Here is a 19,291-nt window from a genome sequence, read left to right on the forward strand (position 1 = left end):
GATTCCTTTCTCTTTTTTTTATATTAATAGAAGGAGAGATTTATATGATAGGAGTTTCAATTTATCTTTCAAAAGAGCGAGTAGAGAAACAAGAAGCATGGTTAAAACTAGTGAAAGAAAACGGATTTTCATCTGTTTTTACATCTCTTCACATTCCAGAAGATGATCCGAATACGTATAAGGAGTTAATTCAAATACTTGGGAAACAAGCCCTCGAAAATGAAATGGAATTAATGGTTGATGTCTCTCCAAAATCGTTAAACCATTTAGGGATGACGTATGCAAATGTGGAAGAGTTATTAGAATTTGGCATTACTGGTTTACGAATGGATTACGGTATTACGCCAAAAGAAATCGCACGTGTATCTCATAAGATGAAGGTAGCGTTAAACGCGAGTACGATTACAGAATCATTTTGGAAAGAGTTACTTGCGGAAAATATACGAGTAGATCGAGTAGAAGCGTGGCATAATTTTTATCCGCGTCCAGAAACAGGACTAGCCAAATCATTCTTGCAAAAACAAAATAAATATTTACATGAGTGCGGAATAAAAACGATGGCGTTTATTCCGGGAGATGGTGAAAAACGCGGTCCGTTATATGAGGGTTTACCAACTTTAGAAAAGCACCGCTATATGCGCCCGCTTGAAGCATATTTAGAGCTTGTGCAAGAGTGCGATGTTGATAAAGTGCTAATTGGAGATATAAGCGGGAGCTTAGAGAGTGTACAAGAAATCTCGAGTGCGAGTGGTGGGATTATTCCAGTGCGATATGAGTCATTTATAAATGCAAGTGAAGTATTAAAAGTGGTAGCGCAAGTGCATACAAATAGGTTAGATCCGGCTCGTGATGTAATTCGTTCTGTAGAATCGCGCGAAGAAAATAAAGTTGCATTACAACCGATGAATACAATTTCAAGAAAACGAGGCAGTATTACAATTGATAATGAATTGTACGGTAGATATGCTGGTGAAATGCAAATAGTTATAAATGATTTACCTGAAGATAGGAAAGTGAATGTTGTTGGAATGGTGATGGAAGAAGATGTGTCTTTATTGTCTTATATAGGTGCTGGGAAAAATTTTCAACTTTTTTCTAAGTAATAGAGCGAAAGCTTGAATTAGCACTATTTTATAAAAAACATTATCTCAAAAAGGATAATGTTTTTTGGTTTCTTTAAAAAAAGTATTTGACGAATGAAAAGAAATACCGTATTGTTTTGTCTTGTGAATAAATGTTCACCATAACAAAACAAAAAAGGAGAGTTCAGAATGAATCAATATATTGGGAATTTAATTATTCGTATCGTATTAGGAGTTACTTTTTTTGCACACGGTTTAGCAAAGTTTCAATCAGGTATAGATAACGTAGTAGGATGGTTTACAAGCATCGGTTTACCAGGTGGTCTTGCATATGGCGTAGCGACAGTTGAATTAGTAGGTGGTATATTATTAATTATCGGTTTAGGCGTGAGGTATGTAGGATTGTTATTCGCTCTTATTTTGGCTGGAGCTATCGTAAAGGTAAATGGAGCAGCAGGCTTATTAGGAGATGGAAAGAATCCGGGATATGAATTAGATCTTGCATTATTATCAATGGGTGCGTATTTATTCGTTGTAAAAGCAGAAGGATATGTAGATCGCTTCTTAAAAGAGAAAGTAATGAAAACGAAGTAAATTTTATTTTTTTAGTGTTGACTTGACGACTTGGTGTAACTATAATGATTACATCAAGTCGATTAGTAATAAAATGATTCGTATATTTTTTTATTCCAGTTGTAACTAATTTAGTTACAATTGGAATGAAGCTTAAAGAATAAAGGAATATAAAAGAGTAAATAAAAAGTGGAGGAAATAACATGTCAAAATTACATTTAGAGGTTTTTACAGGATCTGAGCAAGCATTTCAAGTTACATCCACAATTGTATACGGAGAAAAAGATGCAATTCTTATCGATGCACAATTTTTATTAAGTGATGCGCACCGTTTAGCAGCTCAAATTATTGAAACAGGAAAGAATTTAACTCATATTTATGTGACTCATTTCCATCCAGATCACTATTTTGGATTAAATGTATTACATGAAGCATTTCCAGAAGCGAAGATTGTTGCATTACGGAATACTGTTGAAGATATTCGTAACACATTTGAGAAGAAAGTGGAACAGTGGAAACCATCTATTGGGCATAATGTTCCTCATCAACCAATTGTTCCAGATGAATTAACAGAAGAGAAATTGATTTTAGAGGGAAATGATTTAATCATTAAAGGTGGTTTGCAAGGTGATACACCGAATAATAGTTATGTATGGATTCCATCATTAAAAGCCGTTGTTACAGGCGATATCGTTTATAACAATACTTTCGTATGGACGTTAGAAACAGATGCTGAAGCTCGTCATAAATGGTTAGAAACATTAAGTGAACTTGAAAATCTTCATCCTGAAATTGTTGTAGCGGGTCATCGTGATTATGACGTACCAAATACAGGAGACGCGATTAAACATACTCGTAAATATTTAGTTGCATTTGATGAAGTTCTTGCAGGAAATCCTTCAAGTGAAGAAATTCAAACGGCAATAAAGGAGCGGTTCCCGCACGTTAAAGCGTTAGAAATTGGACTTGTTTTAGCGGCAAACGCGTTTGGGGTGAAAAAATAATGAAGCAAAAAACAAATTTAGAAATTATTCAAAGCACGTATGAAGGATCAGCTTCTTCGAATGCAAAACATTTAGCAGAAGCATTTTCTGAAAAAGTGGAATGGACAGAGGCAGAAGGTTTTCCGTACGGCGGAACGTATATAGGTACAGAAGCTATAATGGAAAATGTATTTAGTCGTTTAGGATCAGAATGGGATGATTATAAAGCGAGTGTAAAGACGTACCATGAAGTAAACGGAAAAGATGTAATTATTGCTGAAGGTGTTTATTCAGGAGTTTATAAAGAGACGGGAAAATCATTTGAAGCGGAATTTGTTCATGTATGGCAGCTTGGAAATGGAAAAATCGTGAAATTTAAGCAATATGTGGACAGTTACATTGTACGAGAAGCGATGAAGGCTTAAAATGAAATAAGGAAACAAATGGAATCGACTATGTGCAGGCGATTCCATTTGTTTATGTAATTATTAGGGGGAATGGGGAGTACATAATATGAAAAAATGGATAATAGGGACAATTACAATGATTGTAATTGCGGTAGGAGCTGTATTCGGTGTTACTAAACTTCTTAATTATATAGAGGAGGAGGAGAAGAGCCTTAAAGTACAAAAAGTAATGGATCAACAAGAGAAGAAAGTAAAGGAAGAGAAGCCACAAGTTAGTGAAGATGAAATTATTTCTACAATGCATAGGATGGTACATCAAAAAGTGAAATCATCTGATAAATGGGGATTTATCGAAATGACAAATAAGGAAATTCGTAGTGCGAAGAACGCAGTAGAAAGCAGTACAAATTTTAAATATAAAGCAAAGCTACTTTCTACTTTGAAGCGTTGGGAGAAAGGAGACTTTTCACAAACGGTTGAGGATCATAACTTTTTGTGGGAAATTCAAGGTGGTGATACCGGAAAGGCAACAGAACGTTTATCGCCAGAAGAAGAAAAGCAGTATGTGAAAGAAATGAAAGGTAAATAAAAACATCGCCACTTTGGTGGCGATGTTTTTGATTAAGAATGTTTTCGCATTAAAGCTCTAGTTGGCTGAACAGCAACGGTTTTGAAATGAGAAAATAAATAACACCCTGTCACGACGATGATTGTACCGAAAATTTGAATCCATGTTAATTTTTCTCCAAGGAAAAGGAATGCTAAAATAGCTGTGAAAATTGGATTGAAATTTAGAAAAATCCCCGATGTAGTAGCGCCTAATTTCTGTACACCAATATTCCAAAACACCATACAAAGTACCGTTGAAATGAGTCCTGTATATAAAAGTGATGTAATGAAAGAAGAATTAATATTGGAAACAGTGAAGCTTCCTATGTTAAATGGTAGTAATAAAATAACGCCGAAAATACCAGAATATAATGTTGCCATGAGTGGTGTAGTTGTTTTTGTAGCCCATTTACTACAAACAGAATAGATTCCCCAAATACAAACAGCCGCAATCATCCATAAATCCCCGCTATTAAAATGTAGTGAAAATAAAAGAGCAAAGTTTCCTTTTAAAAGAACGAGGATGACCCCGAAAAATGAAAGAATCATAGAAAGAACTTGAAGCGTATTTACTTTTTCTTTTAGAAATAGCACAGAAAATAATGCAATTGAAATAGCGTTCAATGTAGAAATAAGACCTACATTCGTTGCGGATGTTTTTTCTAGTGCTAAAAATTGAAAAATGTTAAAAAGAACGACTCCTGAAATTCCCATAAGTATTAATGGAAGTATTGCAGAGCGTGGTGGAATGATTTTCTTCTCTTTAAACCATACCATTGGTAATAAACAAACAATCGCAATTAGCCATCTTAAACTTGTCAGTGTCATCGGAGATGCATGATCGACGAGTGATTTCCCAACGACGAAATTTCCTCCCCATAATAAGCTTGTTAATAATAGTAAAAAGACATAAAAATAAGGCATGCTAAAAACCCCTTTGTTGAAATAAGAATGAACTGTAAATAATTTTAGCATTTTTCTTTATTGTCTAATATATTCTTTTGTATAATGGTAAAAACTCGATAAAATGTTTCGTTAGAAAACTATTTTGCAGAAAAACATTCAGTTTTATATAAGTTATGAGATGTTTCTTCGAATAATCATCGGTAAGAAAAAAGGAGGAATTTTGATGGAGTCATCTGTTATTAAAGTGTTAGATGATTTAGATGTACAAATTTTAGATATATTGCAGAAGGAGTCACAAGTAAGTAATGCAGAACTAGCACGCCGCGTTAATTTATCACCAGCTGCTATGCATGCAAGAATAAAAAGATTAGACGGGGAAGGATTCATTGATAAGCAAGTAGCAATTTTAAATCAAGAAAAGCTTGGATTTGATTTATTATGTTTCATTTTTATGAGCACGAATATTCATCAGTATGAAAAGCTTGAAGTGTTAGAACGAGAATTAGAATCTATGCCTGAAGTGTTAGAATGTCACTGTTTAACAGGAGAGTATGATTATTTATTAAAAGTTGCAAATCGTGATCGTAAGGAACTGGAGCATTTTATTAGGAAACTAAATAAATTAGGGATTACACGTATACAGACGAGTTTAGCACTTCGTGAAATTAAATATTCGACGGTATTGCCGATACGAAATGAGGAACCGAGCATCGATTAAGTTGCTTGGTTTTTTGTTTGTGTAAAGTGAAACTTTAATCAGTGGGGGTTTTGTTCATCCACCACTGATTATTAGCCTTCACCAATCGGGCGTTTAGGGGCAGTTGATCTCCCGCCTACCTTCTTTGCTTCAGCCGAATTTTGAGGTGGGAGTCTTACTGCCCGTTAATGCGGGATAAAATTCAGAAAAGTGATTGACGGAGAGAAAAGAGAGATGTATTATTATATGAAATTATGAATTAAAATTCATGTAATGTTATAAATATTAACACTGGGGGCAAGGGGATATAATATGGAAATCTTTAATGCGGTTACAAGTGATGTGAAAGAAATTTATAATCTCATTGAAATGTACGCGAAAGAGGGAGTTGTTTTGCCACGTTCTCTCTTGTCTCTTTATCAATATTTACAATGTTTATATGTCATGAAAGAAGAAGAGAATGTTATTGGAGTTGCTGGTTTACATGTGTTAGGAGGGGATCTTGCAGAAGTACGATCGTTAGTAGTTTCGCATACATATGCAGGAAAAGGGATAGGGCGTATGTTAGTGAATCATGTAATGAATGAGGCAGCAAAAATAAAAGTGAATAGAGTAATTTCTTTAACATATGAAACGGATTTTTTTCAAAAGTGTGGATTTGATTTTGTGAATAAAGAATCATTAACAGAGAAAGTATGGATTGATTGTAGACATTGTCCAAAAGTTGATTATTGTGATGAGGTGGCGATGATACGGTATGTTGGGTGAAATTTTTAGAGAGAAAAAAGGCCCACTATTATTTAAGAAATAGTGGGTATCTATATTTTAATACAAAATGAGATGGTATTAGGAATTTGAATTCGTTTTTCTCACGGCAAAATTATAAAGTGGATCTCTAAGTTCATAGTTATACGTAGAACCATCGACAAGTCCTACAACTTTATCGCTATCATAAAGGTCGAGCATAAATTGTGCCATTTGTTTTGCAGTGTGGAATTGTGGTACAACATTAGCGTATTGGAACTCAACAATATCAAATGAACGTTTTGCGAATTCTGTTTCAGTTGCAGCAGGAGCTAAAACTTTTGCTTGTAGTTTTGCACCTTGTTCTTTCAGTTCGTGAGATAGTCCTTCTGTAAATGCACTTACATAAAATTTCGTAGCGCAATACGTAACAGCATTGGCAACAATCGTGTATCCACCGCCTGATGAAATGTTAATAAGCTGTGTTCCTTCGGTCATTGAATAATCTCGAACGAAAAGGGAAGATAGTATTGTTAGTGCTTCTATATTTACATGCAACATCGTTTCTATCTTGTTTAAATTTTGTTCAGCAATTGAGGCGAAATTACCAAAACCTGCGTTGTTAATCCACGTTTCAATTTGAAAACTTTGTAGACTTTCATAAAATTTATAAACTTCTTCAGTGACTGATAAATCAGTTCTTCGAATGACAACATCCAATTCCGGATGCATTTCGTTAATTTTCAATTTTAATTCTTCTAATTCTGCTTGTCTTCGAGCTACAAGTATTAAGTTTTTTCCGCGAGATGCAAAGGCTAAAGCGGATTCATAGCCAATTCCTGAACTAGCACCAGTAATAACAGTATATTTCATATAAAAGCCTCCTAAATTCAAATTAATTTATCATGGTTAGATTGTATTTGTTAGAGTATACTCTAAGTCAAATGTTTTTTTATAAAGTGAAACTTTGATCAGTGGGGGGGGTTCATCCCCCACTGATTATTAGTTGAACCAATCGGGCGTTTACGGGCAGTTGATCTCCCACCTTGCTTCTTTGCTCCAGCCGAATTTTGAGGTGGGAGTTTTACTGCTCGTTAATGCGGGATAATTTGGATAAGGCAGTAAAATATATGAGAGTAAATGGCGTGCGAAGGGAGTATGGTTATGTACACAATTAGCGAGGTAGCTAAATTATTAGGAGTGAGCACACATACATTACGTTATTATGAAAAGGAGAACATATTAATAGCAAATCGCGATGCAAATGGGAATAGATTGTATGAAGAGTCACATATAAAGTGGTTGCAGTTTGTAATGAAATTAAAACAAACACAAATGCCGATAGCGAAAATAAGAGAATACGCTAGATTATATTTAGAAGGAGAGCATACAACCGAAGCTCGTTTACAACTGTTAGAAAATCATAAAAAATCTATTCGAACTCAAAGAGAAAACTTAGAAATTACAGAGAAGATGCTCGAAAATAAAATTATTGCATACAAAGACTCGTTGAAAAGTAAATAGCGTACAAAATATTTCGTTCTTTGTTGCATGTTGAAAAGGGAGTACAGGTCTTTGTTTTGGAATTTATCTATGAGTATTTTATTATAATGTACCGATAAATTAAAAAAGAGCAGTTAGCTAAAAGCAACTGCTCGATTCAAAGGGATCTCCAAGGGGGGAATGGAGAAAATATTATGTTACTACCATTATTGACAGATTATTAAGAAATATACATGTGGATTTAAGAAATTTAAAATATTTTTTAGTTAATAGAATCCGGGTGTTGACACTTTATCAATTGGTCATGTAGAATGTTTATGAATGACATTCAGTCATTTTTTCTGTGGAAGGGTGTAGATAAGCAACTTTTATATGTAGTTAGCTTAATAACGGAACAAATATAAGGATAAATGAGGATGATATTGGTTTTTTAAATAGTAGTTAGAGTGAGATTATATTTTTTAAATCAAAAATGACTGACGGTCAGTCAGTAAATAATAGAAGGTGAGAGATATGAAAAATAAAGCTTGGTTATATGTCATATTAACATGTATCTTTGAAATTTTTTGGGTGTTTGGTTTTAATACAGCTCATACTTGGTGGCATTGGGTCATTATTGTAGGAGTTATCGCTGTTGATTTTTACTTCCTATCGAAAGCGTGCGAACATCTTGCAACAGGGACTGTATATGCTGTGTTTGCCGGAGCTGGTACGGTTGGTACTTTCCTAATGGATGTATTCCTTTTCGGCGGCAGTTTCAGTTTAGGAAAGCTATTCTTTATCGTAATGGTCGTAGCGGGCGTTATCGGTTTAAAATTAGCTGATAATAAAGAAGAAACCGCGGAAGAAATTGTGAAAGGAGCTGCTTAAAATGGGTTGGTTTTTCGTATTTTGTGCTGCAATTAGTGAAATAGTCGGTGTGATAGGCCTTAAAATGTATAGTAAAGATAAGACGTTAGCAAATGGAGCGATTTATATAGGTGGATTTGCAACTTCCTTTGCATTCTTATACACATCTTTCTTGTTCTTACAAGTAAGTGTAGCTTATGCGGTTTGGATTGGCATTGGAACAGCAGGAGCTGTTTTATTAAATATGTTTCTGTTTGGTGAATCGAAAAGTAAGGCACGTTTGATTAGTGTAGCTCTTATCGTATGTGGAGTTACGGGGTTAAAAGCTCTTTCATAAGAAAAGGATATTAAAGTTAAATCTCCTAACGATTTGTTGGGAGATTTTTATTATGAAAAGTGCACGATGATTGACAGTACAGCTAGTTATTTTATAAAATGAGTGACAGTCATTCAATACGCGTGTGAAAGGGTTTAGATGATGAATAAAAAAGAAAAAATTGTCTATGCAGCTATTGAAGTGTTTCAGGAAAAGGGCGTTGAAAAAACGAAGATTTCTGATATCGTGAAATTGGCTGGCATTGCACAAGGAACTTTCTATTTATATTTTCCTTCTAAGTTATCTGTTATGCCTGCAATAGCAGAAGTGATGGTTGGGAAGATGATACTTGCAGTGAAAGAAAAAGTACAGAACGATTCACCTTTTTCAAGTAAAGTTGAGCAAGTAATAGATGCAGTATTTACCTTTATAGCTGAATATCGTGAAATACAAGCATTAATGTATGCGGGCCTTGCATCAACTGAACATATAAAAGAATGGGAAGCTGTATATGAGCCTCTTTATATATGGCTAAGTGACTTTTTAAGTGAGGCAAAAGAATCAGGTGAAATTCGTGATTCGGTTCACGCAGAGCGAACAGCGAAGTTATTTATCGCTCTTGTTGAATCAGCAGCGGAACAAGTTTATTTATATGATCATAAAGATGATGAGCAAGTCGAGCTACAAAAGGCAGAAGTACTAGATTTTTTAACACATGCACTACATATAAAGTGAAACTTTAAACAGTGGGAGGGTTCATCCCCACTGTTTATTAGTTGAACCAATCGGGCATTTAAGGGCAGTTATCTCCCACCTAACTTCCTCGCATTCGCTGAATTTTGAGGTGGGAGTCTTACTGCCCGTTAATGCGGGATAAAGAAGTAGTAAGATGAACCTGTCTGAAAAGGTAGGTTCATTTCTGCGGGAAACTGAATGATAGTCATTCACCCTGTGTTTATGTATGTGTGGAAGGATAGAGTGAAATTCTAATGAGTGGGGACATCTTTACTCAGTATGAGCCCACAAATAGCAGAATAAAGAAAAAACTTCTTGGGCATTATTTTTGAGAGGAACTACGGGAAGAGGTGTTAAAAATTGAAGAAACCGATAAAAGAACAAAAGATGGTATTGATCATTCTTTTGAGTAATATATTTATCGCTTTTTTAGGGATTGGATTAATCATTCCGGTTATGCCGTCCTTTATGAATGATATGAATTTAACAGGAAAGACGATGGGTTATCTCGTTGCAGTGTTTGCGATGGCGCAGCTTATTACTTCACCTATTACGGGTCGTTGGGTCGACATTTACGGTAGGAAGAAAATGATAATCATTGGATTATTTATTTTTGGTGTTTCAGAGCTTCTTTTTGGATTAGGTACAGATGTGTGGATGCTTTATGCAGCGAGGGTGTTAGGCGGAATTAGTGCCGCGTTTATTATGCCGGGTGTTACGGCATATGTTGCTGATATTACTTCTATTCAAGAACGTCCAAAGGCGATGGGCTATCTTTCAGCAGCTATCAGCACCGGATTTATTATAGGGCCTGGAATCGGCGGGTTTATTGCAGAATACGGTATACGTGTGCCGTTCTTTGTGGCAGCAGTGATTGCCTTTGTTGCATGCGTGATTTCTATATTTATTTTGAAAGAGCCGTTAACGAAAGAAGAACTTGCAGAGATTGCAGCTAATACGAAAGAATCCAGCTTTATCGGAGATTTAAAGAAATCATTAAATCCAATGTATGCAATCGCATTTATTATTGTATTTGTACTCGCATTTGGATTATCAGCATATGAAACTGTGTTTAGCCTGTTCTCTGATCATAAGTTTGGTTTCACACCGAAAGATATTGCTGCAATTATTACGATTAGCTCCATCTTTGGGGTAGTTGTGCAAGTATTTATGTTTGGCAAATTGGTTGACATGTTCGGTGAGAAAGTATTAATTCAAATATGTTTAATTGTAGGTGCAGTATTAGCATTCGTCTCAACTGTAGTCTTTAATTATTGGATTGTACTTCTCGTTACTTGCTTTATTTTCCTAGCATTTGATTTGCTTCGTCCAGCTTTAACGACGTTTTTATCAAAAGCAGCTGGAAAAGAGCAAGGATTCGTTGCTGGTATGAACTCAACGTATACGAGTTTAGGAAATATCGCAGGACCAGCGATGGGCGGAATATTATTTGATATAAACATTAATTATCCATATGCATTTTCAGGTGTTGTTTTAATCGTTGGTCTCGGCATTACATTTATGTGGAGAGAGAAACAGCTAGCTCAAAGTTTTGCGAAGTAATAAAACCCCTTACGATGGTAAGGGGTTTTTGTTTTATAAACTTAATCCAAACCGCTTTAATTCAATGAAAATTCCCTCTAATTGCTTTCCTTTATCCGTTAATGTGTACTCTACACGAGGCGGAACTTCTGGATATACTTTTCTCGTTATAATCCCTTGTGCTTCCAATTCTTTTAGGCGAAGCGATAAAGTTTTCGGACTAATCCCGTCCATTGATTTTTGTAAATCACTAAAGCGTAAAGTTCCTTCGATAAGAAGGTCACGAATGATTAAAAACGTCCATTTTGTACTAATTACGTCAAGCGTTTTAGCGATAGGACAAGGTATACCAGGTAAACCTTTCGTTAATACAACTGGATCTATATTGCTCATGGAAATAGCCTCCATAAAAATTTTTTGGATGAATTTGCCTTATCGTATCACAAAACTATCTTTTTGGTAACTATATGAAAAAAATATCACTACTTCCATAAAGGAAGTTAATGCATATACAATAGCAATACGAAATACAAAGGGTTTGTATGAGAAGGAGGTGATTTCCATGGGTATGAAAAGGTTATTTGCGTTACTTAGTTTTTTTGTCATTTGTATTGTGCTTGTAGCGTGTAGTGGGGAGGAAAAAATTGAAATCCAATTATTGAAGGAAATGCCGAAGCCAAAAACAATGACAATCGATCCTTCACTAGGCAAAAAAGAAGCGACAGAAATGGTTCATGCAGCGCAGCGCTTTTATGCATTTTGGGATACAGGTAGAGAGGAACTTATTCCGCAGACGGTTACTGAAAATTTTTTCGATAACACACTGCCGAAAGGTCGACCACAAGGCACTGAAGGATTAAAGCTTGCAGCGCAAAACTTTCGTAAAGTAGTTCCAGACATACATTGTGAAATTGAAGATTTATTAGTGGTTAGTGATAAAGTAACAGCTCGTCTTTCTTTTACAGGAACTCATAATGGTAAAAACATTCGTTTTTTTGCAATTGATATTTTACATGTGAAAGACGGAAAGATAACGGAAGATTGGCATTTAGAAGATAATCTTACGCTGAAGCAGCAACTCGGCTTAATAGCTGAAGAATAGATCATATAGGGGAGAGAAAAGTGATGAAAAATATATTGATTATAAATGGACATGAAAAATACGGTACGAAAGAAGGACGATTAAATAAAACGCTAGCTGATTGCATGATAAGTTTACTAAGTGAGAATCATCATGTGAAAACAACAACGATTCAAGATGGCCACAATATTAAAGAAGAACAAGAGAAGTTTTTATGGGCCGATGTTGTAATTTATCAAACACCAATTTATTGGTTTAGTGTTCCTGGATTATTTAAAACTTATATGGATGAAGTATATGAATATGGCTTGTTCTTTAAAGGTGTAGATGAATATGGAACAGGTGGTTTATTAAAAGAGAAGCAGTATATGTTTTCTACAACTTGGAATGCACCTGAAAAAGCATTCGGAGATAAGACGAAGTTCTTTGAAGGAGAAAGTTTAGAATCAGCACTTAGTCATTTACATCGTGTGCAGAAGTTTCTTGGTATGAGTCCGTTAAAGAGTTTTGCTTGTTATGATGTGGTGAAAAATCCTACTGTTGAGAAGTATTTAGAGAACTTGAAGAACCATTTAGAAGAAGTCATTCAATAATTACAGTCATAATATGTAGGCTTATTCATTTATACAATTGAATTTACAATACTCGGAGTGAGCTATAGTTTATGGATCTTATTAATCGCAGGGCTTTTCTAAACTGTAGGAGAGATGATGTATGTGCCAGTATGTCAATCTATTCTGGCACATATGGTACCAAATGAAGTAAGAGGTTCATTTATTGCATCTTGGGGCATGAGCACTCTATATTTCATCGTTGGTATGAGCAGTATTTTATTATTTATGAAGGCGATAGGGAAAGAGAAGTATCAGAATGAAGGAAATGTTTCTCAGATTGGATGAAACTATATAAAAGCGAACCAGTTATACTGGGACCCGCTTTTTATATAATTTTTAAAACGGATCAACTTCAGCTAAATCAGGATTGGCGTTAGGGTTTGTTAATAAGGTTTTCAGCTCACCTACTTCTGAGAGAGCGACGAGGATATAACCACTAATAAGGACGATGAGTCCGATGACTCGTAATGTTTGCAATTTAATGTCACGGCTATTTTCTTCTGAGTTGTTTTGGGGCGTTGCAGGTGGATTGTTGTTCATAATAGAGCTCCTATCTTTTTTATTTATATGTGCGAAATCATTATTTAACTTATGGATAGGAATTGTATAGTCATTTTCACTATATGAGAACTGCCTATGAAAAGTGATTAGAAATTTTGGGACGAAAAAAGAGGCTGTCTCAAAAAATCATTAAAGATGAAGAAATGTTTCATATGGTGTTAATTTTGGTTTTTACAAATAAAAAGGTTAACCAAAGTAGTTATTTAACTACTTTGGTTAACCTATAATAACTATCCTAATATACGCAATGATTCTTCAATAAACACTGGGATGTCCTCTGGTTGTCTACTTGTTACTAGCTGATTTTGGCATACAACCACTTCTTTATCATGAAAATTTCCACCGGCATTTTTCAAATCGACCGCAATGGATTTATATCCAGTCACATCGCGTCCTTCAAGTGTTTGTGCAGTGATGAGTAATTGGGGGCCGTGACAAATAGCAAAAACAGGTTTTTTCGCATCCATAAATGCTTTGCTAAAGCGAACAAAACGTTTATCTGCACGAAGTATATCTGGGGAAAATCCGCCTGTTATAAAGAGGGCATCAAAGTTCTCTGGAGAAACATCATCAATACTTTTATCAATTACGACTTCACTTTTTCCTTGTTTACCGTGTACCGTTTTACCTTTTTCCATTTCAATAGTTGTTAATTCGTATCCCTTTTGATTAAAAGCTTCTACTGGCTCTGTGTATTCTGTGTCCTCGAAATAATCCGTTATTAAAATAGCAATTTTTTTACTCATTGCAATCAGCTCCTTATATTATATAATCGGTTCCAGAATCGTCCTTGAGCAACGCCTTTTATAAAGTGAAACCTTAATTCATATTTTTTCATTCCCTCCAGTTCCTTTGCCCTGTTAATTTAATAAATACCCTTTTTATTAGGACGTAAACATGTATTATCGTTTTTGTATGTAAAAATCATAAAATATCGGTTGTTTCAGTGATTCTTGTTTGAGGAAGAAAAATAAAAAAGCCAAGGAGATAATTTATTTTCTCCTTGGCTTTTAAGATAATTCTTTTCGTTAAAACGAAGAAACGCGTTGCTTCGTTTTTGGTACAATAATAAATTTGATCCAGATTAACCCGATAATCATAATGATAAGACTATGTGAAAATTGCCCTGTAGCAATGAGTATAACACTTGAAAATACAATGAGTTGAATGCTTAGCAATATAAAGATTAAGCGGAGAAATTGATTCATTCGTTTTTCAGTATCAATTGGATATAATGCTACAATAATATTTCCCGAAAAATATTTCCACAGAGAACGAAGTTGCATAGAAATCATATATAGGACGATATAAGCGATAGCACCTTTTACATATATATTCGGAATGAAATATAGAGCGAAAGCACCGATCAACCCTAAGCGAATATATATACCGAAATAATCATTACCGCGTAAAAATGCTAGTGTATGTAAATAGAAGAAAGTTGCTCGTTTTTTATGTAATAAAGGTTCAATCCAATTTGTAAGCCACTTTCTTTTATTTACTTGCTTATTCAGTTGCGGAACATCGGTGAAAATGCTAGCAAATTGATAGAAACGAACGTCCATTTTTTCTTCTTGTTCGATTATGTAATCCCACGGTATTCGTTTTGTAGGTTGTTTCTTCGTGTATAGAAGCAGGAAAGCAAGAAGTAAGAGTAGTCCGCCTAACACGATCACATTTGCAGTATAAAACAGCATGTAAATGATCAGGGCGTTACAAGCAATACGAATGATAAACCATATGCTTTTTTCATAACTATCACGCCACATCCAATGTATGTATATGTTCCAGCCCTTTAGAATCATTAAAATTATAAAGATTGTACATAAGAAAGGTACGGTTAGTTGTAATGATTGCATGGCAAGCGGTACGATAACAAGGAACGTAAATATAAGCGGGAAAAGCTGAATGATGTAATTATATAGAAGAGATTTTTTAAAATAAGATGTTAATTTCTCTTCTAATGCAAGTAAATAGACAGCGTCCGGTTTTTGAATAAATGTGCGAACTTGGCATCTCGTTATAATGAGTGTAAGTACGATCGTGATGAGTAATAAAGATATTCCTTTAGAAGGATCCGTTTTAAGAAACTTAGCGTAATAATATGCACCTACACATGAGACGAAGATGAAGCTATATAGTAAACCGTTAATCATACGTGCAAAGTATGTGATGGCATTTTGAATATGTTGTTGAAAGCGAGAGCTCCATAGTGATTCGATTGACATGTTTTTCACCTCTTTTTTCTATTATATATGTTTTATAAAGTAAAAAACGAGCAAATTGCGTTACGCAACTTGCTCGTTTTTCTTTTCTTTATTTTTTTTCTGATCACGATCCATTAATGGATAGAAGGCAAAGCCAATCCCGAATAAACCAATTCCGAGAAGAAATGTTTTTATATCGGATGCGCCGGTTTTAATAACCCATAGTGCATAGCAAAGTGCGATAACTGCAACTACACCATCCATAATTCTTGAACCCATTTCATTTTTATATGTTTCACCAGTTGCGACTAGTTTTAACTGGAATATTGGTGAAACGAGATATGGAATGAGGTAGGCCAGTGTTGATACGGTAATAACGAATGTATAAGCTTCCGCAATTGTTCCTGATAATGTTGAGAATAAGAACACTTGCGACATAATGTTTGTTAATCGTAGTGAATGAATTGGACTTCCTTTTTTATTCGTTTTTGCGAAGAAGGAAGGGAAGAAACCTTCTTTTGCTGCTTGATAAGGTACTTCTGAGCTTAATAAAATCCAGCCTAATATTGAACCGAATAGGGAAGTAAGAGCAAGTAATGCCATAAGTTTCCCGCCGCCATGACCCATTGCAGCGTTTAATGCATCTGCTAATGGACGTTCAGAAGCTTGTAATTTATCAACGTGAAGTACACCCATTGTTAAAATTGTAATTCCTAAGTAAATTGCAACTGTGATAAGTAATCCTGCAACAGTTGCGCGTTTTACCGTTTTTGGAGAGGTAGCTCGGTTTGATAAAAGAACGGCTGATTCAATCCCGATAAATGCCCAAAGTGTTGTAAGAGCAGCTAAGTTTACTTGTGAAAGTAGACCGTGTGATACGCCTTCTTTATCGATCATTGGTGTGTACCATTGTCCAAATTTTGAAGCTTCGAACGCAAATAACGTAACGACGATGAATAGAAGGAATCCAGTCACTTTCGTTGTTGTTGCTAAGAAGTTTAGCTTCCCAGCTCCGCTTACACCGTTTGTTAAAATTAAATGTGTTCCCCAAAGTAAGATGGAACAAATAGTAAATGTAATTAGTTTTCCAACTTCTATATTGAAAGAGCCAATTGAAAATAGTAGTCGTGTATCTTTCATAATTGGGAAGAAGAGCGATAAATATCCCGCGAAAGATGTAATAATGGCAACGTTACTTGCCCAGTTTGCAACCCAATATCCCCATACCATGCTGAAACCAGCCATTTTCTTTCTTTTTGGTGTTGAGAATAAAGCATATGCATGACTTTGTGGTCCTGTCGTTAAATCAGGACGACGAATTGCTAAATTACCGAAAACAAGAGCTAGCATTAAAACACCAAACCCTGTTGTTAACCAAGCTAAAGTGACACCGAGTGGGCTTGCTGTTTGTGCTAACGTACTTGGCACCATGAAAATACCAGCGCCAACCATGTTACCGACAACGAAAGCTGTTAGTACCCAAAAGCCCCATTTTTTTTGTTGCATAGAAAATACCTCCAAAGTTAGTATAACCAAGTCAAGCGAGGAGATATGTATGTCTTCCTGATAAGGAAGAGAAGGTCCAAACAAAACAAAAAAAGCACGTAATTTGCCGCTACATGCTTTCTATCTTATAAGAAACCCACGACATACCTCTCGATAGCTCTCCACAAACGAAACGTTTGTGACAGTTCTGCACTTATTAAATGCAGACCCAGCAAGCGTGCATGGTGGACACGACTTACTTCGGCAATCATTCCTTTCTCATTTCTTCATCAATGCCACTACATCTCCTGAAATGATACTCTTAATGACTGCAACCTCTACCTCACCGAGATACGAATGAGGATTTATGTATTAAATTAACATGTTTAAGAGTAACAAATGTATTTTTATACGTCAATGGATATAGTAATAATCAGATTATAGAGAAGAATTTGTTATTAGGTCCCGGAGGATTTTAACTAAAAAGCAGCTGACCTAAATATTAGATCAGCTGCTACATATAAGATTAAACTAAGTTTAATACAGTTACTTTTTGACGAGTCATAGACTCAAGGCTCTTACGAATACCTTGTGCGCCCATACCTGAACCTTTTACACCGATGAATGGGAAGTGGTCAGGGCCGCGCTCTGTGCGTCCGTTAATTTGAACAGAACCAGTGTCGATTTTGTTAGCAATTGCAAATGCTTTGTTAATGTCTTTTGTGAAGACACTTGCTTGCAGACCGAACTCTGATTTGTTAGCAATTTCAATCGCTTGTTCGTCAGAAGAAACACGGATGATTGGAAGGATTGGGCCAAATGGCTCTTCCCAAGCAACTTTCATTTCTTCTGTTACGTTGTCGATTAATGTTGGATAAATTAGGTTGCGCTCACGTTTGTTACCGATAACGATTGTTGCACCTTTTTCAGCAGCATCGTCAATTAAACCTTGAACGAAGTCAGCAGATTTGTCGTCGATTAATGGAACGATTGTGCTGTTTTGTTCTGGAGATCCAACTGATAGTTCAGCTACTTGCTCTTTTAATAAACCAGCTAGTTCGTCTGCTACATTTTCATGTACAAGTACACGCTTAATAGCTGTACAACGTTGACCTGAGTAAGAGAATGCACCGCTTACGATATGCTTTGCAGCTTCTTGTAAGTCTGCATCTTCACAAACGATACCAGGATCTTTACCACCAAGTTCTAATACAAGTGGAATCATCGCAGCTTTTTTCGCTAAATGTTTACCTGTATTTGTACCACCTGTGAACGATACCATATTTACGCCAGGATGTTCTACTAAGTAGTCACCAATTACAGAACCGCGTCCTGTAGCTACGTTTACAAGACCTTTTGGAAGGCCAGCTTTATGAAGTGCTTCAACCATTTTAACACCGCTAATTGCACCTTGAGTTGCTGGTTTGAAGATAACAGCGTTACCCATAATAAGTGCTGGTGCAAGTTTTGCAGCAGATAAGTTTACTGGGTAGTTAAATGGTGCAATTGCTAATACAACACCAAGTGGTGCGCGCTGAATAATCGCAAGTTTAGATTTAGATCCACCAGGGAAGCTATCACCCATCATGCTTTCACCGTGCATGTGAAGTGCTTCGTCAACTGTGTAACGAATTAAGTCAGCTGTACGAACGACTTCTTTTTGCGCATCTTTATAGCCTTTACCGACTTCTTTCATAATGATATCGGCAATTTCATCTTGCATATTTACGAGCTCATCAGCCCATTTATATAAATATTTTGCGCGATCTTGTAGAGAAGCTTCAGCCCATGATTTTTGAGCTTCTTTTGCAGATGCAATTGCTTCATCTACTTCTCCTTGAGTAATTGCTTGTACTTGCCCAATTACTTCGTGTAAGTATGGAGATGGAATTTCGATTGTTTGACCAGAAGAGCTTTCTCTCCATTCTCCGTTTAAATAAAATTTGTACGTATTGCTAGTTGTCATGATTAGTCCTCCTAAAATAGCAACTTGTAAGAGTGAGTATAAGGTGATTGTAGGTGGTTTGATAATATTTTTCAAATGAAATGTTTGTGAAAACGATTTCTTACTATTTTTTTATTTTGTATGCCCTTTCTTACAGAAGATTCTCTTATTTCAAACTGAATTATAAGCAGAATGCATCACTTTTATTTTTTGTGATAAAAGATTATTTTATTCTAAAGCGAAAAAAATAATTGACAGAATACTCAATAAAGTTGTAAGATTATAAATGGAAAATAAATGAAGGGGGTGTGCGTAATGATTGTAATCGTAAATGTAATGGGCTTAGCTCTGTTAAATGGCGGAAAACATTCATATCATTACGCAACCCGTGCGGATATATAGGACCTTTTTGTCTTATGAGAAGCGTACGTTGCGTATATCGTAACGTACGC

At 35.5% G+C, this 19,291-nt stretch carries 22 protein-coding genes, 1 pseudogene and 1 riboswitch; of the genes and pseudogenes, 15 read left to right on the forward strand and 8 right to left on the reverse strand.

What is annotated here, in order from left to right; all coding sequences use genetic code 11:
• Positions 1-44 precede the first annotated feature (44 nt).
• From QCI77_RS04335 to QCI77_RS04355, 5 genes are all read left to right on the forward strand, one after another.
• On the forward strand, positions 45-1,103 hold the full coding sequence (locus tag QCI77_RS04335; RefSeq protein WP_353824549.1) for a DUF871 domain-containing protein: 1,059 nt from the start codon (positions 45-47) through the stop codon (positions 1,101-1,103).
• Between the two features lie 168 nt (positions 1,104-1,271).
• The gene (locus tag QCI77_RS04340) at positions 1,272-1,676 is read left to right on the forward strand and encodes a DoxX family protein (protein ID WP_353824550.1); all 405 of its coding nucleotides are present in this window, start codon (positions 1,272-1,274) and stop codon (positions 1,674-1,676) included.
• Positions 1,677-1,858: 182 nt separating this feature from the next.
• Entirely contained in the window at positions 1,859-2,659 is an 801-nt protein-coding gene (locus QCI77_RS04345; protein ID WP_353824551.1) for an MBL fold metallo-hydrolase, read from the forward strand.
• The gene (locus tag QCI77_RS04350) at positions 2,659-3,063 is read left to right on the forward strand and encodes a nuclear transport factor 2 family protein (RefSeq protein WP_353824552.1); all 405 of its coding nucleotides are present in this window, start codon (positions 2,659-2,661) and stop codon (positions 3,061-3,063) included. Before QCI77_RS04345 ends, QCI77_RS04350 begins: the two co-directional genes overlap by 1 nt.
• Before the next feature lie 88 nt (positions 3,064-3,151).
• Positions 3,152-3,634 carry a PRK06770 family protein gene (locus QCI77_RS04355; protein WP_353824553.1) on the forward strand — a complete coding sequence of 161 codons (483 nt, stop codon included), beginning with the start codon at positions 3,152-3,154 and terminating at the stop codon, positions 3,632-3,634.
• A 32-nt stretch (positions 3,635-3,666) separates the two neighbouring features.
• On the opposite strand, the gene QCI77_RS04360 is transcribed toward QCI77_RS04355, so the two are convergent.
• Positions 3,667-4,578 carry a DMT family transporter gene (locus tag QCI77_RS04360; RefSeq protein WP_353824554.1) on the reverse strand — a complete coding sequence of 304 codons (912 nt, stop codon included), beginning with the start codon at positions 4,576-4,578 and terminating at the stop codon, positions 3,667-3,669.
• A gap of 205 nt (positions 4,579-4,783) precedes the next feature.
• On the opposite strand from QCI77_RS04360, the gene QCI77_RS04365 reads away from it, so the two are divergent.
• Both QCI77_RS04365 and QCI77_RS04370 read left to right on the forward strand, forming a co-directional pair.
• Positions 4,784-5,278, forward strand: a complete 495-nt coding sequence (locus QCI77_RS04365; protein WP_002140498.1) for an Lrp/AsnC family transcriptional regulator — start codon at positions 4,784-4,786, stop codon at positions 5,276-5,278.
• A 291-nt stretch (positions 5,279-5,569) separates the two neighbouring features.
• Entirely contained in the window at positions 5,570-6,025 is a 456-nt protein-coding gene (locus QCI77_RS04370) for an N-acetyltransferase (protein WP_353824555.1), read from the forward strand.
• 78 nt (positions 6,026-6,103) lie between these two features.
• On the opposite strand, the gene QCI77_RS04375 is transcribed toward QCI77_RS04370, so the two are convergent.
• Positions 6,104-6,874 (reverse strand): SDR family NAD(P)-dependent oxidoreductase, encoded by a 771-nt coding sequence (locus QCI77_RS04375; RefSeq protein WP_353824556.1) that lies wholly within the window; start codon positions 6,872-6,874, stop codon positions 6,104-6,106.
• 291 nt (positions 6,875-7,165) lie between these two features.
• On the opposite strand from QCI77_RS04375, the gene QCI77_RS04380 reads away from it, so the two are divergent.
• The 5 genes from QCI77_RS04380 to QCI77_RS04400 all read left to right on the forward strand — a co-directional run bounded on the left by QCI77_RS04380 (position 7,166) and on the right by QCI77_RS04400 (position 10,967).
• Positions 7,166-7,525, forward strand: a complete 360-nt coding sequence (locus QCI77_RS04380; protein ID WP_002087388.1) for a MerR family transcriptional regulator — start codon at positions 7,166-7,168, stop codon at positions 7,523-7,525.
• 492 nt (positions 7,526-8,017) lie between these two features.
• Positions 8,018-8,374, forward strand: a complete 357-nt coding sequence (locus QCI77_RS04385; protein ID WP_002125474.1) for a DMT family transporter — start codon at positions 8,018-8,020, stop codon at positions 8,372-8,374.
• Position 8,375: 1 nt separating this feature from the next.
• Positions 8,376-8,690: a DMT family transporter gene (locus QCI77_RS04390; RefSeq protein ID WP_000539672.1), complete on the forward strand. Its 315-nt coding sequence runs from the start codon at positions 8,376-8,378 to the stop codon at positions 8,688-8,690.
• A gap of 138 nt (positions 8,691-8,828) precedes the next feature.
• Positions 8,829-9,404: a TetR/AcrR family transcriptional regulator gene (locus QCI77_RS04395; RefSeq protein WP_113733377.1), complete on the forward strand. Its 576-nt coding sequence runs from the start codon at positions 8,829-8,831 to the stop codon at positions 9,402-9,404.
• 360 nt (positions 9,405-9,764) lie between these two features.
• A complete protein-coding gene (locus QCI77_RS04400; RefSeq protein ID WP_002140503.1) occupies positions 9,765-10,967 on the forward strand; it encodes an MFS transporter in 1,203 nt (400 codons plus the stop codon).
• A 33-nt stretch (positions 10,968-11,000) separates the two neighbouring features.
• Here the strand turns inward: QCI77_RS04400 and QCI77_RS04405 are convergent, their stop codons facing one another.
• Entirely contained in the window at positions 11,001-11,339 is a 339-nt protein-coding gene (locus QCI77_RS04405) for a winged helix-turn-helix transcriptional regulator (protein WP_002166316.1), read from the reverse strand.
• A 169-nt stretch (positions 11,340-11,508) separates the two neighbouring features.
• On the opposite strand from QCI77_RS04405, the gene QCI77_RS04410 reads away from it, so the two are divergent.
• The 3 genes and pseudogenes from QCI77_RS04410 to QCI77_RS04420 all read left to right on the forward strand — a co-directional run.
• The gene (locus tag QCI77_RS04410) at positions 11,509-12,048 is read left to right on the forward strand and encodes an ester cyclase (RefSeq protein WP_353824557.1); all 540 of its coding nucleotides are present in this window, start codon (positions 11,509-11,511) and stop codon (positions 12,046-12,048) included.
• Between the two features lie 23 nt (positions 12,049-12,071).
• Positions 12,072-12,620 (forward strand): NAD(P)H-dependent oxidoreductase, encoded by a 549-nt coding sequence (locus tag QCI77_RS04415; RefSeq protein ID WP_353824558.1) that lies wholly within the window; start codon positions 12,072-12,074, stop codon positions 12,618-12,620.
• Between the two features lie 12 nt (positions 12,621-12,632).
• Positions 12,633-12,926, forward strand: a pseudogene (locus QCI77_RS04420) (MDR family MFS transporter); the annotation flags it as partial.
• A gap of 51 nt (positions 12,927-12,977) precedes the next feature.
• Here QCI77_RS04420 and QCI77_RS04425 read toward each other — a convergent pair.
• The 5 genes from QCI77_RS04425 to gapN form a co-directional block, all read right to left on the reverse strand.
• Positions 12,978-13,181: a hypothetical protein gene (locus QCI77_RS04425; RefSeq protein ID WP_002010828.1), complete on the reverse strand. Its 204-nt coding sequence runs from the start codon at positions 13,179-13,181 to the stop codon at positions 12,978-12,980.
• Positions 13,182-13,432: 251 nt separating this feature from the next.
• Positions 13,433-13,948 carry a type 1 glutamine amidotransferase domain-containing protein gene (locus QCI77_RS04430; RefSeq protein ID WP_353824559.1) on the reverse strand — a complete coding sequence of 172 codons (516 nt, stop codon included), beginning with the start codon at positions 13,946-13,948 and terminating at the stop codon, positions 13,433-13,435.
• 282 nt (positions 13,949-14,230) lie between these two features.
• Positions 14,231-15,430 (reverse strand): ABC transporter permease, encoded by a 1,200-nt coding sequence (locus QCI77_RS04435; RefSeq protein ID WP_353824560.1) that lies wholly within the window; start codon positions 15,428-15,430, stop codon positions 14,231-14,233.
• A 60-nt stretch (positions 15,431-15,490) separates the two neighbouring features.
• Complete coding sequence (locus tag QCI77_RS04440) at positions 15,491-16,915, reverse strand: amino acid permease (RefSeq protein ID WP_353824561.1); 1,425 nt, start codon at positions 16,913-16,915, stop codon at positions 15,491-15,493.
• 146 nt (positions 16,916-17,061) lie between these two features.
• A riboswitch (Lysine riboswitch) is annotated at positions 17,062-17,243 on the reverse strand.
• 177 nt (positions 17,244-17,420) lie between these two features.
• Entirely contained in the window at positions 17,421-18,860 is a 1,440-nt protein-coding gene (gene gapN, locus QCI77_RS04445; protein WP_088035237.1) for an NADP-dependent glyceraldehyde-3-phosphate dehydrogenase, read from the reverse strand.
• Positions 18,861-19,291: the final 431 nt, after the last annotated feature.

The sequence above is a fragment of the Bacillus cereus group sp. MG9 genome (genome assembly GCF_040459995.1).
GTDB lineage: Bacteria > Bacillota > Bacilli > Bacillales > Bacillaceae_G > Bacillus_A > Bacillus_A mycoides.